The organism is Paenibacillus sp. FSL F4-0100, assembly GCF_037993005.1.
Classification (GTDB): domain Bacteria; phylum Bacillota; class Bacilli; order Paenibacillales; family Paenibacillaceae; genus Paenibacillus_AQ.
Genome location: NZ_CP150303.1, coordinates 1,773,860 through 1,789,433, shown reverse-complemented (window position 1 = coordinate 1,789,433; position 15,574 = coordinate 1,773,860). Strand labels below are relative to the sequence as shown.

14 protein-coding genes are annotated in these 15,574 nt (G+C 50.4%); 8 read left to right on the top strand and 6 right to left on the bottom strand.

All coding sequences use genetic code 11. The features are described from left to right. The first annotated feature begins 204 nt into the window (after nucleotides 1-204). Entirely contained in the window at nucleotides 205-927 is a 723-nt protein-coding gene (locus tag MHH48_RS07740; RefSeq protein ID WP_076323017.1) for a peptidylprolyl isomerase, read from the top strand. A gap of 159 nt (nucleotides 928-1,086) precedes the next feature. Here MHH48_RS07740 and MHH48_RS07735 read toward each other — a convergent pair whose 3' ends face one another. Continuing rightward, on the bottom strand, nucleotides 1,087-3,219 hold the full coding sequence (locus MHH48_RS07735) for a class I SAM-dependent methyltransferase (RefSeq protein WP_076323016.1): 2,133 nt from the start codon (nucleotides 3,217-3,219) through the stop codon (nucleotides 1,087-1,089). A gap of 172 nt (nucleotides 3,220-3,391) precedes the next feature. On the opposite strand from MHH48_RS07735, the gene MHH48_RS07730 reads away from it, so the two are divergent. The 3 genes from MHH48_RS07730 to MHH48_RS07720 all read left to right on the top strand — a co-directional run bounded on the left by MHH48_RS07730 (nucleotide 3,392) and on the right by MHH48_RS07720 (nucleotide 6,497). Further along, complete coding sequence (locus MHH48_RS07730) at nucleotides 3,392-4,111, top strand: 3-ketoacyl-ACP reductase (protein ID WP_076323015.1); 720 nt, start codon at nucleotides 3,392-3,394, stop codon at nucleotides 4,109-4,111. Between the two features lie 247 nt (nucleotides 4,112-4,358). After that, entirely contained in the window at nucleotides 4,359-5,282 is a 924-nt protein-coding gene (locus MHH48_RS07725) for an AEC family transporter (RefSeq protein ID WP_076323014.1), read from the top strand. 33 nt (nucleotides 5,283-5,315) lie between these two features. After that, nucleotides 5,316-6,497: a PatB family C-S lyase gene (locus MHH48_RS07720; RefSeq protein ID WP_076323013.1), complete on the top strand. Its 1,182-nt coding sequence runs from the start codon at nucleotides 5,316-5,318 to the stop codon at nucleotides 6,495-6,497. A 359-nt stretch (nucleotides 6,498-6,856) separates the two neighbouring features. On the opposite strand, the gene MHH48_RS07715 is transcribed toward MHH48_RS07720, so the two are convergent. The 3 genes from MHH48_RS07715 to MHH48_RS07705 form a co-directional block, all read right to left on the bottom strand. Further along, the gene (locus MHH48_RS07715) at nucleotides 6,857-7,810 is read right to left on the bottom strand and encodes an ROK family protein (RefSeq protein WP_076323011.1); all 954 of its coding nucleotides are present in this window, start codon (nucleotides 7,808-7,810) and stop codon (nucleotides 6,857-6,859) included. A gap of 105 nt (nucleotides 7,811-7,915) precedes the next feature. Then, the gene (locus MHH48_RS07710) at nucleotides 7,916-8,785 is read right to left on the bottom strand and encodes a MurR/RpiR family transcriptional regulator (protein WP_076323010.1); all 870 of its coding nucleotides are present in this window, start codon (nucleotides 8,783-8,785) and stop codon (nucleotides 7,916-7,918) included. Between the two features lie 292 nt (nucleotides 8,786-9,077). Then, on the bottom strand, nucleotides 9,078-9,605 hold the full coding sequence (locus MHH48_RS07705; RefSeq protein WP_076323009.1) for a hypothetical protein: 528 nt from the start codon (nucleotides 9,603-9,605) through the stop codon (nucleotides 9,078-9,080). A 177-nt stretch (nucleotides 9,606-9,782) separates the two neighbouring features. On the opposite strand from MHH48_RS07705, the gene MHH48_RS07700 reads away from it, so the two are divergent. The 4 genes from MHH48_RS07700 (at nucleotide 9,783) to MHH48_RS07685 (ending at nucleotide 12,750) form a co-directional block, all read left to right on the top strand. Further along, nucleotides 9,783-10,370 carry a M15 family metallopeptidase gene (locus MHH48_RS07700; RefSeq protein ID WP_076323008.1) on the top strand — a complete coding sequence of 196 codons (588 nt, stop codon included), beginning with the start codon at nucleotides 9,783-9,785 and terminating at the stop codon, nucleotides 10,368-10,370. Between the two features lie 400 nt (nucleotides 10,371-10,770). Next, nucleotides 10,771-11,157 carry a GntR family transcriptional regulator gene (locus MHH48_RS07695; protein ID WP_071223518.1) on the top strand — a complete coding sequence of 129 codons (387 nt, stop codon included), beginning with the start codon at nucleotides 10,771-10,773 and terminating at the stop codon, nucleotides 11,155-11,157. Further along, the gene (locus MHH48_RS07690; protein WP_076323007.1) at nucleotides 11,147-12,025 is read left to right on the top strand and encodes an ABC transporter ATP-binding protein; all 879 of its coding nucleotides are present in this window, start codon (nucleotides 11,147-11,149) and stop codon (nucleotides 12,023-12,025) included. Before MHH48_RS07695 ends, MHH48_RS07690 begins: the two co-directional genes overlap by 11 nt. Then, nucleotides 12,022-12,750, top strand: coding sequence for a Tat pathway signal protein (locus MHH48_RS07685; RefSeq protein WP_076323006.1), 729 nt, complete (start codon nucleotides 12,022-12,024; stop codon nucleotides 12,748-12,750). Before MHH48_RS07690 ends, MHH48_RS07685 begins: the two co-directional genes overlap by 4 nt. 84 nt (nucleotides 12,751-12,834) lie before the next feature. Here MHH48_RS07685 and mmsB read toward each other — a convergent pair whose 3' ends face one another. Next, nucleotides 12,835-14,001, bottom strand: a complete 1,167-nt coding sequence (gene mmsB / locus MHH48_RS07680) for a multiple monosaccharide ABC transporter permease (RefSeq protein WP_076323005.1) — start codon at nucleotides 13,999-14,001, stop codon at nucleotides 12,835-12,837. Between the two features lie 2 nt (nucleotides 14,002-14,003). Beyond that, a complete protein-coding gene (gene mmsA, locus MHH48_RS07675; protein WP_076323004.1) occupies nucleotides 14,004-15,536 on the bottom strand; it encodes a multiple monosaccharide ABC transporter ATP-binding protein in 1,533 nt (510 codons plus the stop codon). Nucleotides 15,537-15,574 lie beyond the last annotated feature (38 nt).

Below are 15,574 nucleotides of genomic sequence, written 5' to 3'. Positions count from 1 at the left end.
TAGAACGAGAAGCTGAACCGACTCGATCATCGCAAGGAAAACATCCTCTATACGCGGTCTATCTTCTGTGAGATTACTTCGATGGAAGCTTTAGATATGTATACTCATCTTTTTCGATTTTCAGTACTTGTCCAACCTGTGATAAAATATGATACAGATTAAATACTTAAGGCTTGATAAGGAATAACACAGGAGGAATCAATGATGTTGAAACGCAGAACACGCTGGATGCCCGCCCTATTTGTCATCATTGGGCTGCTGCTTGTGATGACGGCATGTGGTCAGAATGACAAGGGATCCGAAAGCGGCTCAGGCGGCGGAACAGGTTCGACAAACGGGGCAACAGCACCCGAAACGGAACCCCCGAAGGAGCCCGAGGTTAAGCAGAATGTGCCGGACCCGAACGCCAGCCATCCTATTGTCACGATTGAGATGGAGAACGGCAAAACGATAAAGCTGGAGCTTTATCCAGAGGTTGCGCCGAATACCGTGAACAATTTCATCTCCCTGGTGGAACAAGGATTCTATGACGGGACAGGCTTTCACCGTGTCATCCCCGGCTTCATGATTCAGGGAGGCGACCCTGACGGTAACGGAACGGGGGGACCTGGCTACGCTATTCCCGGCGAATTTACGTCCAACGGCTTTCAGAATGACCTAAAGCATACGACAGGCGTATTATCGATGGCCCGCGCACAGGATCCAAACTCCGCCGGATCGCAATTCTTTATCATGGTTGCGGATGCTCCTTCCCTGGATGCACAGTACGCATCCTTCGGTAAGGTGATTGAGGGGATGGAAACGGCTGAGGAGATCGTGGGCTTGGAGCGGGATCAGATGGACAAGCCGCTTGAGGTGCCCGTCATGAAGAAAGTGACGGTTGATACGCTCGGTAAGGATTATCCGGACCCCAAGAAGCAGGAATAGCATCTCTTCAGATTAGGACTACGTCGCGAATTCTAGCAATGGAACACATTGCGGACCACTTGTGTACAGATTAAACGACAACTAACGAACAAGGACCCGTACGCTTAAAACGAGCGTGCAGGTCCTCTTTTTTTAAGTACAGCCTGTTATTCCTCTCTTCTAGGTATGGGCAGGCTTCTCGATGACGTACAAGCAAGTGCTGTCAGGCAGCGTCACCGGATTCCCATCTTCATCCATGAATTCGATGCGATCAGCCAATGCCTCGGCATATCCTTCCTGCAAATAATGCTGCTGCACGCTTATGATCGCTTCAGGACCTAGCGTCCTGCGTATACATTCCGCATACTGCGTAGGCGTAAAGTAGCCAAACTGCTCCTGCACCTCATGCACATAGGCCTCGTCCCCCCAAGTATAGGTATACAGGAACTCCATTGCATCGTTTATAGGCATGCGCACTTCCGTCTCGGACAGCTGCTCGTATGTTATGACCCGGCCCTTGAAATCGGAGGCATACCGGGTCAGCCATTCCAGCCCATCCGCCTTCAGGAAGCGAATCCTTCTCCAGGTGTCCCCGGGCTCAGTCATAATCCCGTCACGGATAATGATGCGGCCACCGGGTGCGAGTACTTCGTAGGCACTTGTCAGCGCGGCCTCTACAGTGGCCATATTGAAGCGGGTTCCGTCCATCTCAATATAAGAATACAACTCATGCAAGATCGAGGAGAAGATGACCGTATCGACACTTCCCGGCTCCACGTAGTCCCTGAGATTCAGCGCATCCCCCTTCATCACTTCCCATGCTTTGTGCTCCAAACGTTTGCGTTTCTCCAGCGCTTCAATCACGTTCGAGGAGATATCAATCCCAACCGGACGCACATGCGGCAGCCGTTCCTCGATCAGGTCAAGCAGCACGCCGCCCCCGGGACCGATATCCAGCACCGCCGTTCCCGTAATATAATCCAGAATCACTTTTTTGTAATCTCCCGTGCTGTTCATATCACTCAAATAACTCTCTTCGTTATGAAACCTGTCGTAGGCGTCCCGGCGCAGGCCGAACAGGTCAAACAGGAGCAGGACCGCTTTCTCATAGAGCGGCGACTTCTCCGCTTCGATGCAAAATTCAATTAATTTCTCCGCCGCTTGCGAGAATTCGAAAGTAAAGAATACCGTATCCGGTAGCTCCGGCTTCCGTTCGATCCGATGGCTCAGATGCGGGTTGGCCATCACCGGCCCGTGAAGGCAAGTCGTCCAATCCGTTTGGCGCAAATATTGCTCAATCATTCTCTTCTTATATACGTTCAGCTTCTTGACGCCTTTATAATCGTAATACATATCATTCATCAGCGGCTCAAAGCTTAAGTGACTCACCGAATCCGGTAGCAGCTGATCTCGCTGCCCCTCCGCAACTTGCTGAGCCGGGCTCTGCTTCTCCGAATGGAGAGCAAGCAAAAGAACCTTCATGAACTCCTCCAACGAGAAATCCTGCAGGGCAGCCTCCACATACCAGAGCGTCATATCCTGAAATCCATGCAGGGCAGCTGACAGATCACACTGCTCACGAATCCCTTGAAGCTGCTTATCGAAGTCTTCTCCCCGGGCAATCGAAACGGACCGGAGACGGCGCAGCCTCTCCTCATAAGTCCATCGATCCGGTACGGTCCCTTCGGCAAGATTGCGAATAAGCTGCGTTATTTCTTCCTGAACGGAATGCCAAAGCTCTTCCGATACACCACCGATGATGCAGTGATTCAAAGGGATTAGCAGCCGGATCAACTCATCTGCGGTCAGCCGTCCTTCCTCCGTAAGCTTATGCAGCGGCAAATTTTCCTCGAAAGCGACTTCCCCCCGAATGTGTTGCCCAAGCAGTCCATGGGTAAGTATGAGTGTGTGTACCATCTCTTCATGCGGAGGCAGGGTTCCATTACCGTCCCGAATATGTCTCTCGTATAACTGGGCGGACCCGATATTATGAAGGAACAAGTTGATGCCCGACTGCTGCCAGCGGAGGCGTTCCCGCATGGTTCCGCCCTTGGCCGTTTCCGCCCATACCAGTACTTCTTCCAGCAATTCTTTGATCCAATAGGAGACAGGGAGCGAATCCAGTATCTTCAGTGTGCGTTCTACATAATCCAGCACGGGGTTGGCATGAGATAATTGGCCGATGGACGTAATTCGTTCCAGATTCACGATTCGTTCTTCGGCCGATACCAGTTTCATTAACCATGGATGCCTCTTGGCAGCCGCTTCATCCCCCTGCCGAAAAGCGGTTATGATGTCCAGCGCGTGCAGCATAGGTTGTTCCTCCACTTCCTGAAATTATAATGAACACGGTTATGTTTTTTCGCTGCTACGATTATAACAAATTCCTGTCGATGGATCGCAAGCATTTGGTAATAGCCGATGCTACAGGGTATACTGGTCAACGAAACCATATTTTTTTATTGATGTGAAGGAGTGAGTGTACATGAGCCTGAAAAATAAAACAGCCCTCATCACGGGTGCAGGTAAAGGGATTGGACGCGCCCTGGCGATCGCGCTTGCCAAGGAAGGTGTGCACGTCGGGCTTGTCGCCCGTACGGCAGCTGATCTGGAACTGCTGAGCGCCCTGGTTGCTGAACAATATGGCGTCAGAGCCGTGGCCGCAGTTGCCGACGTTTCCGTACAGAGCGAGGCAGAGGCTGCTTTTGCAGCGGTAAACATGGAGCTGGGCTCGGTGGACATTCTAATCAACAATGCGGGCATTGCCCAATTCGGCAATCTGCTGGAGATGGAACCTGAAGCCTGGAAACGTATCGTCGACGTGAACCTGATGGGAACGTACTACATGACGCGCGCGGCACTGCCGGGCATGATCGAGCATAACAAGGGTGATATCATCAACATCTCTTCTACGGCCGGAGAGCGTGGATTCGCCACAGGCTCTGCCTATAACGCTTCTAAATTTGCCGTTATGGGACTGACCGAAGCCGTGCTGCAGGAGGTTCGCAAACACAACATTCGCGTAACCGCTCTGACCCCAAGCACCGTTAACACGGATCTTGCCGTCAATGCCGGCCTGAATATCGGGGACGAGGACCGGATGCTGCAGCCGGAAGACGTAGCTGAGCTTGTGCTCGCTGCACTGAAGCTGCCGCAGCGTGTATTTGTCAAAACCGCCGGAATTTGGACAACCAACCCGCAATAATGATGCGTCAACAGACGCTACTATTGCTATAACCATCCAAGGGTGTTCCCCTGGGCGTCGGCCAAGGGAACACCCTTTTTGCGTGCAGCCCAGGTGTAAAGCGATTGGTTGTGGCCAGCGACAATTGTTCTTTTTTCCATACGGAATCAAGTGTCAACTATCCTTTGTCATGATATAATGACATGGCGTCATACGACAGCCAGATATTTACCTTAAGCTACACTCATGGAAAGAAGATGACAACAGCATGATCGCCGACATTTTACTTGAAGTGGTACTTCCCATCTTTGTCCTGATAGGCTTTGGCATTATTATGCAATATGCCTTTAAACTCGATTTGTACACACTCGCTAAAATTAACTTTTACTACATTACGCCTGCAGCCGTATTTATGAGTATGTACGAGTCCAAAATGTCACCGCAGCTGCTGGGCATGGTGGCCTTATTCTATGCGCTCTATATCGGCGTCCTCTACCTGATCAGCATGCTGGTTGCCAAGCAGCGTAAGTTCAATCGGGGGATGAGAGCAGCTTTTACCAACAGCCTTCTGCTCGATAATTCGGGAAACTACGGCCTTCCGATCAATGATCTCGCCTTCAAGGGTGATCCGATGGCCGGCTCGGTGCAAGCGCTCATCATGTCTTTTCAGAGCCTCCTTACGTTCACGTACGGAGTTATTTCCATTCAAGGGGCCAAGACAGAAGGACTATACAAACAGGCCATCATCGGATTCCTGAAAATGCCCGTTCCCTATGCCCTCGTCATCGGCATAGTGCTGCATGCCCTGGCGTTGCCGCTTCCGGTCTTTATCTCACAGCCGCTGATGTATGCGGATCAGTCCATGGTGGCGATCGCCCTGCTGACGCTCGGCGCACAGATCATCAAATATCCGCTCCGCCTGCGCCGGCTCGATGTCTACCTCAGCGTGCTGCTGCGTCTCCTGGTCGCGCCGGCCATCGGCATTCTGATCGTGCTGCTGCTCGGCTTAAAGGGCATCCCGGCTCAAGCACTCATCATTGCTTCAGGCATGCCGGTTGGCGTAAATTCATCCATCTTGGCGGAAGAATATCAGAATGAGCCGGATTTTGCTGCACAAACTGTCCTTATATCGACCATACTAAACGTAATTACGATTACCGGCTTAATCACATTAGCTAAATTTGTAGCTTAGCGCTAACTCATCTCTACTAGGAGGAATTTACATATGAATTTTGATCTTGCAATAGACCGAAACTGTACCGACTGTCAGAAGTGGGATAATGTTCCCACCATCTTCGGCGTGCCAGACGCGCTTCCAATGTGGGTGGCCGACATGGATTTTGCCGCGCCATCCGCCGTTGTAAAGGCGCTCCATCAACGGGTGGAGCATGGTGTATTCGGGTATACGTTCCCGTCCGACTCTTACCGTGAAGCGATTTGCGACTGGATGAAGAAACGCCACAACTGGAGTATCCAGCAGGAGTGGATTCAATTCTGTCCGGGTGTCGTTCCGGCACTCAGCCTTATTGTGGATGCGTTCACCGAGCCGGGAGATCAAGTTGTCATCCAGACGCCGGTCTATCCGCCATTCTATAGCGTCGTTCAGGACCATGGTCGTGAGCTCGTGCATAATCCGCTGCTTCGAAGTGAGGACGGAGATTACTCGATGGATTTCGAGGATTTGGAGAAGAGTTTTTCTACCGGCAACGTCAAAATGATCATTCTGTGCAGTCCGCACAACCCGGTAGGCCGGGTGTGGACTAGAACGGAATTGGATCGTCTGGCCTCCCTCTGTCAGCAATACGATGTGCTTGTTGTATCCGATGAAATCCATGCAGATCTGGTGTTTGAATCTGGTGCGCATACGCCATTCGCCGCTCTGTCCAAGGATGCTGCCGAGCGTTCCATCATCTGCACCGCACCAAGCAAGACGTTTAATATCGCCGGTCTGAATACGGCGAACATCATCATCTCGAATGCGCAGCTGCGCAGCAAGTTCCGCAAAATACTGAACCGTTACGCCATTGGCTCCATTACACCGATGGGTGCCGCCGCCACCGAGGCCGCTTACCGTGAAGGCGGACCATGGCTGGATGAACTTCTGGTTTATATCCGCGAGAACATGGAGCTGGTTTCGAATTTCGCCCAGGAGCATCTGCCCGAGCTTAAGGTGGTTATCCCGGAAGCTACTTACCTGCTGTGGATTGATTTCCGCGGGATGGGCATGTCCCACGAGGAGTTAAACCGCTTCCTGGTTCATGAGGCGAAGCTTGGTTTAAACAGCGGAGCAGCCTTCGGCAAGGAAGGCGAAGGTTTCATGCGCATGAACCTGGCCTGCACACGCGCTACCGTTCAGGAGGCGTTGTCTCGCCTACATAAAGCGATCGAGGAATGGCGGAAAGCATAAGTAACAAACTCAATTAATAAAAGGAGCCGGGCTAAACGCGCCGCTCCTTTTATTGCTTTTTTAAGACGATGCAAAACTGCCTTAGTTGGAACCCTCGTTCGCCCACTACCTCTTCAGTAGTTTCCCATCCGGTCTCGGTCTCCGTGTCCCGTCCATAGCTACAGTGTCAGCGCCGGCCTCATGAACGGCAAAGGCATCTCTGCCGTTCATGAGGCCCTTATACCTATGGCCCCTCCAGTACGGCCCATTCGCCATTTCAACCATATGCTGTGGCCCAAACAACGGTTCACCCTCATAAGCCTGACAAGACACCACTAATCCTCTACCTGATTTTTGAAGGAATAATTCTCCTATATTACTTACAACATAGAATCCATCTCACCGTAATGCCACACTTGAGCAGCTGCGCCTATGACACCTGCATCACTGCCAAAGTTAGCAGGCATAATCCTGCAGCAACTTCTCATATACGAAGAAGTCCGGACATCGACCTCCTGATCGAGCGCCTGCAAAAAACGAGGACCCGATTCCGCCACTCCCCCGCCAATCACCACTACCTCCGGATTAAATGCATGAATATAACCGGCAACAGCCGCTCCCAGTGCTCGGAAAACAACCCGCATCACCTCCGTGGCCGACGGATCATCCCGGTGCCAGGCCTTAACAATATCCCGGGCATTAGGTTCCCAATCATATGAAGCGCTTTCACTCTTCTGCATCTCAAGCCCTAATCTGGCAATGCCGCTGCCTGAAGCATACAGCTCAATACAGCCGTTATTTCCGCAGCTGCAGCGAGGACCGTTGATGTCAATACTGACATGGCCAAGCTCCGCTGCCCCGCCAAAGACCCCTCGAAGAAGACGCCCTGATTCGATAACGGCACCGCCAATCCCCGTACCAAGAGCAAGGCACACAAAGTTATCACAATCCTTGCCAACGCCGTACATTTTCTCGGCAATGGCTATAACATTAACATCATTGTCAACATGCACCCGGGTATCGTAACGTTCGGATACCTTTCGTTTAATCTCCATCCCCGTCCAACCTGGCAACGTATCTCCCGCGTATAGAACGGTCCCTTCCCGAAAATCAATTTGGCCTGCGCTGCCGATACCGATACCTTGCACCTCTTCCTCTGAACCGGCGGATTCCATCATCATGTCGATGCCAAGCAGGACTTTGTTCATAAGCTGCTCCGGCCCTTTGTTCGCCTCGGTAGGCATCAGATGCCGGTTTATGATCTTTCCTTCTCGATCAATGACTGCAAACTGGACTTTCGTCCCCCCAATATCAACACCGATCGCGTAACTCATAGTATGTAAACACTCCCTTCGTAATCAATAAAATGGAAGATCGATTCATCCCGTGCCCCCGCCCTAAGATGAACAAATGTGTATCGATTCCCAAGGATCGATTCACTAATACAGCTTATCCACAACGGACCTCGCGGTTTTCTCCAACGACTTCGAGGCATCCTCTTTTTTCATCGTTAAGAGCGTTGTAAGAATGTTCAACATATACGTCTGCATGAACTTTGTTGCCAGCGCTCCGCCCTCTGTCGGCATTTCCCTGGAAGATACAGGGAGAACTGTATCCGCGTATGTAACAATCGGGGAACGGAGATGTCCGGTCAAACAGATGACGTCCGCTCCATTCTGTTTCGCTTCCTTCACCGGATCCACCAGGTCTCGCGTGCTGCCGGAAGTGGAAATGGCGAATACGAGATCGCCCTTCTTGACCAAGGAAGCGGACATGGCAATAATATGCGAATCCCGGTGCGCTTCCACATTAAGCCCCAGTCTCATCAGCTGATAATGCAAATCCAGTGCGGTTATGCCTGAAGAACCCACGCCATAGACATACACTTTGTTTGCGGCCAGCAGCTTATCCACCGCCATCTTTAGATTGTCGGCGTTAACCAGATCCAGCGTATTCTTAAGTAAAATTTCATGCTGAATCGTCAGCTTGCGGGCCACCGTCATCATGTCATCCTGCTCATCGATAGCGGTATCCACTACGGATGGAGGACGATCCACCAAATCCTGTGCAACGGACAGCTTGAATTCATGAAATCCCCGAAACCCCAGCTTGCGGCAGAATCGAATGACGGATGTCTCGCCGACCCCTGCCTTCTCAGACAAATCCGTTACGGTAGCGAGCACGGTTTCCTCAGGGTAGCTTTTCACGTAATCAGCCACTTTTTTCTCCGTCTTGGTCAGGGAAGAATAAATGCTCGATATCATCAACAACGTGTTAGAATGATTCAGTCTTGGGCCAACTCTTGCCATTCCACATCCCTCGTTTCCTCTAACAGGCGTAAAAAGAATATTTTCTCCTTAATTATATATTAAAAAGGAGTTTTCTTTCAATCACTAAAAAAACGGATATTGACGCAGTTTCTCTAAGGACAGACTTCATACTAGCAGAAGGTTTTCGTGCTAGATACAGAAGGTAAGCATCTGGTATTTATACGTTCAAATCTCTTAAAAAAAGAAGCTGTCAGCATCCTGTGAATCGGATCTGCAGCTTCGATTATTGTAGTTAACTGTTATCCTGTTTCGATCCTCCGATCGAGCAGTCTTACATCATGCTTCCGGTTTCGTCTGTACCTGAAGTCAGCCCCTCAATCGATACCGCTCCATTCAGACTGTCGCCGGTCACCTGTCCCCGCTCCATCTGATAACCTGCATCCAGCATCGAACCATCCAACTGATGAAGCTGCTGGCTGACTTGGTCCATCTGCTGGAACAGCTGACGATGTTGATAGGCTTCGGCGTACTCGCTCTGCTGCGCAGTCTCGTCCATTTGCTCGAATGCCGTTTTGTTCTCGCCCAGCACTTGGCGGTACTGCTCCGCCGTAGCGGTTCGGATATCCTGCACCGTATTCATCATCCCATGCAAAACCATCCGGCAATTCACCAGTTCCTGACGGACAGCAGCAGAAGTTTCAGGCGAAACTGCAGCCTGGGCGCTTTGAAGTTCAGCTTGGATCTGGCTGAGCTGGCTCACGATCATCCCGACTTCGTTCATTCCCCCGTTTTGCGCTGCCGTAGTCAATTCGCTTGATAGCTGGTTGAGCCTCATCGACATATTTTGAATATTGCTCATTGCAATCCCCCCTTTTTTTTCGGATAGCGACCATTTTAATGAATAGGATGCGATAAACCATGGATTGCTATTCATGTCGATATCTGGTCAGGAAGTCCCCTCTGTTGGAATCCGAGGCGGGATGCCGATATAATAGAGTAAGCCATTATATGAAAGTAGGTAGATTAAAGAGTTCGCATGATCAAACGCAAAAAAACGACACTTTTCTTAATTGCTGCCTTATTACTCGCCATATTTTATATGCAGCTGCAAACCTCCATACCGGGATTCATCAACGATCTTGATTTTAATAGTAAAGAAGCCCCTAAAGTCTCCCAGCTCCACCCGTATGTATTGCAGCAAAAGAACGAGCTTGTCCGTCTAACCAAGAAAAAAGGAATCGCGATCATCATAACGGACGGTTACCGCAGTCATGAAGAGCAGACCCGCATCTACAATCAGGGTCGCAGCACCGAGGGCGACATCGTGACGTATGCCAAGGCAGGAGAATCCCTTCACAACTATGGACTTGCGATTGATTTTGCGCTAAGACTAAAGGATGGAAGCATCATCTGGGATATGGAATATGACGGGAACGGAAACGGCAAGGCCGACTGGATGGAAGTTGTGGAAATTGCCAAAGATTTAGGCTTCCAGTGGGGCGGTGATTGGGCCAACTTCCCGGATTATCCGCATCTACAGATCGATTTCGGACTGACGATCCGTGATTTGAAACGTGGAAAGCTCCCTCCCATGGACGCTTCCGAGACTTTGGAAGAAAAGTGAACGGCTATAGCAATTTGTAAATATAGTTTACCTCCGCTTTTAACCGTAAATAAGAGCTCCCCTGTCTGTTATGGTGAGAAGAGAGTCTATTTTTAACGAAATAACGTATTCTGAGTCCGTAAGAATTACTGCAATTTCGGTATTACGCATCATCTTTTATTGAGCATCGAGGTTCGCATACTTTAGTTATACGCAAGATAATGACTTACGCATCAGCGTTTAGATCAAGGTCGACCAGATCCTTCTGGTCGGCCTTTTTGACGTTGTTTTTTGGAAATGCGTGTTAATGGATTTGCGACAACCAACCAAATGCTTGACAATCGATTCACCTTTTGGTTATATAGTCATATATATAAGTATATAACCTTAACAGGACATGAAGGTAAGGCGGTGATTCTTATTGAGCGGTACCGTGCATCCAGATAATAAGCCCCTGTTCATCCAGATCAAGGAGAAGATCGAGGACCAGATCGTGAATGATCTACTGCTTGAAGGTGAACAGGTTCCTTCCACGACGCAGCTCTCCCAATTTTACAAAATCAATCACATCACGGTGTTAAAGGGCATCAACCTGCTGGTTGATTCCGGACTCATCTATAAAAAGCGAGGTGTCGGCATGTTTGTTGCAGAAGGGGCCAAGGAAATGCTGCTCCAGACCCGAAAGAGTGCATTTGCGGAACATTATGTGGTGCCTATGGTACAGGAAGCAGATAAACTCGGATTATCCACGGATGAGCTTTTTCAAATCATAACCCAGTTAAAAGGAAGTGACGTCCATGAATCTTGATGTTCAGTTTGACCGCCTATCGGTGGTATACGGTGACCTCGAAGCCGTCCGCAATGTTTCGCTCCATCTCCCGGCCGGCAAAATTTATGGTCTCCTGGGGCGGAATGGAGCAGGCAAAACCTCGCTTCTGTCTGTTCTTGCTTCATTTCGCGAACCCTCATCGGGATCGGTTACGGTCGGCGGTGAGCAGCCGTTCGAAAATGCCAAAATCATGAAGGAAGTCTCCTTCATCTACGATATCGACTATAAAGACGACTCGGACAAGGTCAAGGCAGCAATTGAATCCATAGCCAGGCACCGGCCCCATTTCGATACCGGATATGCGCTTGAGCTCGCACGCAAATTCAATTTGCCTTTGGATAAACAGCTGAAGCAGCTTTCCAAAGGGATGCAATCCGCTTTTAACGTATGCATCGGGCTTGCCAGCCGCTCGCCGGTGACCATATTGGATGAGGTTTATCTCGGCATGGATGCGCCGGCACGCGAAATTTTTTACCGGGAACTGCTAGAAGATCAGGAGCGCCATCCCCGTACATTCATTCTCTCCACCCACCTGGTTTCGGAGATGGATTATCTGTTTGAAGAAGTCATTATCATTCACAAAGGCCAGTTCGTGCTTCAAGACGATTATGAAAGCCTTACATCCCGAGGTGTATCCATTACAGGCCCGGCGGCTAAGGTAGATGAATTCATCAAGGGCATGAAGGTGCTCAACGTGCAGCAGCTCGGTTCTACCAAAGCCGTCATGGTCTATGGAGAATTAAGCGAGGAAACTCAGTTAGCCGCGCATCGGGCAGGACTTGAGATCGGGCCGATCTCGCTCCAGGACTTGTTTATCCATCTGACGGGGGAGGAATATTCCGCATGAAAAAGACGTCATCGGCCGTAACGAGAGTATCGACGGACATGTTTCTTCAGCAAGGCAGCTGGGCCTTGGGATTTCTATTTATTGTGCTGCTGATATATTTTGGAGTCGGCATCGGTAACAGCATTGGTGTCAATGTTCGCGAAGGAATCGCAGAGGAGGACTTCTTCTCTATCACTTACCGCTCAACCAAGGGCTTCATGCTGGTAATCGGTATTATTTCCGCTTATGGCTTCCTTAGCTACTATGTAAGACATGGAGTAACCCGTAAGGATTTCTTCAATGGAGCCGCTGTGGCTGCCGTCTATCTGTCATTGGCCTTCCCAGTCGTGGTGGGTCTAGGCAATTGGATCATCGGGATGGTTACATCCCATGATGCAGGCAGCACCCCGCTGATGCAGGAGTTTGATAACAGCTGGCTGCTGATGCTTGCCTCCTACGGCGTCCAAATCTTTATCTATTATCTGATGGGGTGGATGATCGGATCCGGATTTTACCGGTTTGGCTGGATTCGCGGCTTGGGGTGGATCGCCGTAGCCCTCGTGTTAATCGGCTTCATGGATGCATTGTGGCAATTTGAGCTGGCATCCATATGGGAACAGTGGCTGCCAGTCACGACAGCCTTTTCCGTCACGCTGCCGGTTTCTCTTGCAGGCTCCGTGGCCGTCATCCTGATTACACTTATTCTGATTCGACTGATAACCCGAAGAGTTACGATTAAAATGTAATATATACGCAAAATAAATGGCTGATCCAAGGGGAGCAACAGATCTACCCCGGAGTCAGCCATTTATCATTTACATCGTTTTAAATTAAGCAGCACTGCTCTTCTTTTTATTGTAAATATCGAAGGCTACCGCTGCGAGCAGAACCAGACCTTTGATTCCTTGCTGCCAGTCGATGCCAAGACCTACAAGCGACATCCCGTTATTGAGCACGCCCATGACGAGACCGCCGATGATGGCACCAAAGACCGTACCGATCCCGCCGGTAGCCGAAGCGCCGCCAATGAAGCTCGCCGCGATGGCATCCAGCTCAAAGTTCGTGCCAGCTCTTGGCGTCGCCGCGTTCAAGCGGGCGGCAAAGATCAACCCGGAGATCGCTGCCATCACACCCATGTTGACGAATACCCAGAACGTGACCTTCTTGGTTTTCACGCCGGACAGAGCCGCCGCTTTCTCGTTGCCGCCAAGCGCATAAATATGACGGCCCATCACGGTTTTGTTCATCACGAAGGAATAGATGATGATCAACACCAATAGCAGAATCAGAATGTTCGGCAGGCCGGCATAACTGGCCAGCATGAACGTAAAGGCATTGATCACCGCCGCGATAAGTATAAGCTTCAAAAGGAACAAGCCGTTTGGCAATACTTCGAAGTTGTATTTTTTATGCGATTTTCGCTCGCGAAGCTCATTGATCAGGAAAATAACCGTAAAGACGATCCCAGCCAGAATCGCAATTAGATTGGTGCCGGTGTTACCGAAATCCGGAATAAAGCCGGAGCTCAGTTTCTGGAAGCCTGAAGGAAAAGGCGCAATCGATTGACCTTCCAGCACAATCATGGTTAGACCACGGAACAACAGCATTCCCGCAAGCGTTACAATAAAGGCCGGTATCCTTACATAAGCCACCCAGAATCCCTGCCAAGCACCGATCAGGCCCCCGACGATCAGAGACACGATCACCGCAATGACCGGATGCAGCTGCATATCCACCATCATAATCGCGGCCACTGCACCGACGAAAGCAGCTACCGAACCGACCGACAAATCAATATGGCCCGTAATAATGACAAGCACCATGCCGATAGCAAGTACGAGGATATAGCTGTTCTGGAGAATCAGGTTTGTGATGTTGATCGGCTCCAGCAGCAGCCCGCCCGTAATGATCTGGAAAAATATCATAATGACAACAAGGGCGATGATCATCCCGTATTGGCGGATGTTGTTTTTGAACATTTTTTTGAGTGTTTCCATGCTTAAGCCCCTCCGTTCTTGGTCATGTATCTCATCAGGGTTTCCTGCGAAGCCTGCTCTCTGCTAACCTCACCGGTTATCCGTCCCGCGCTCATGACATAAATCCGGTCGCAGATCCCTATAATCTCCGGCAGCTCCGAGGAAATGACAAGCACGCCCTTCCCCTCATCCGCCAGCTGGTTAATGATCGCGTATATCTCGTATTTGGCCCCAACGTCAATCCCCCGCGTCGGCTCATCCAGGATCAGAATGTCCGGCTCGGCATAAATCCATTTACTTAGGACGACCTTCTGCTGATTCCCCCCGCTGAGGTTTCCCGCCTTCTGGAGAATGTTCGGCGTTTTGATCTTGAGCTTCTTCCGCATGTCCTCCGCCACGAGTATTTCTTCCTTATCATCAATGACCATGTTCCTCGCAAGCTTGGACAGTCCGGTAAGCGAGATGTTGCGCTTGATATCGTCCATGAGGATCAACCCGTATTCCTTACGGTCCTCGGTCACGTAAGCTAAGCCGTTATCAATGGCTTCGGTAATGGATTGATTCCGGATTTCCTTCCCGTCTTTGCGCAGCGTTCCGGTAATATTCCGGCCGTAAGCCTTACCGAAAATACTCATCGCAAGCTCAGTCCGGCCGGAACCCATCAGCCCGGCAATGCCCACGACTTCCCCCCGGCGTATATCCATGCTCACGTTGTCAATCACTTTGCGGCCTGCTTGCAGCTCGTGATATACCGTCCAATCCTTAATCTCCAGAATGACTTCCCCGATCTTCGGTGTCCGCTCCGGATAGCGGTTCGTCAAATCCCGGCCGACCATGCCGCGGATGATCCGATCCTCGTTCACCTCGCCGCCTCTCATATCCAGCGTTTCGATGGTTTGACCGTCACGAAGAATCGTAATGGAATCCGATACCTTTGAGACCTCGTTCAATTTATGGGAGATTAGGATGCAGGAGATTCCCTGTTTCTTGAATTCCAGCATCAGCTCCAGCAAATTCTCGCTATCGTCCTCATTGAGCGCCGCCGTCGGTTCGTCCAAAATAAGCAGCTTCACCTTCTTGGATAAGGCCTTTGCAATTTCGACCAGCTGCTGCTTGCCGACGCCGATGCTGCCGACCTGTGTGTTCGGATTCTCGCTGAGTCCCACCTTATCCAGCAGCGCTTTGGCACCCATCATCGTCTCATTCCAGTTCATAATGCCCTTCTCGGCACGCTCGTTCCCCAAGTAAATGTTCTCGGCAATCGACAGATAAGGGATCAACGCAAGCTCCTGATGGATGATGACGATGCCCAGATCTTCGCTTTGCTTGATATTTTTAAATTCGCAGACGCTGCCTTTGAACAAAATATCTCCCTCATAGGAGCCGTGTGGATACACGCCGCTCAGCACTTTCATCAACGTGGATTTGCCCGCTCCGTTCTCCCCGCACAGGGAATGGATTTCACCTTCGCGAACTTTCAAATTCACGTTATCCAGCGCCTTCACCCCGGGAAACGCTTTCGTAATGTTCCGCATTTCGAGAATGTACTCTGACATCTGGCTTCACCTTCCTATCGTTTCATGTTCGCTGCCTT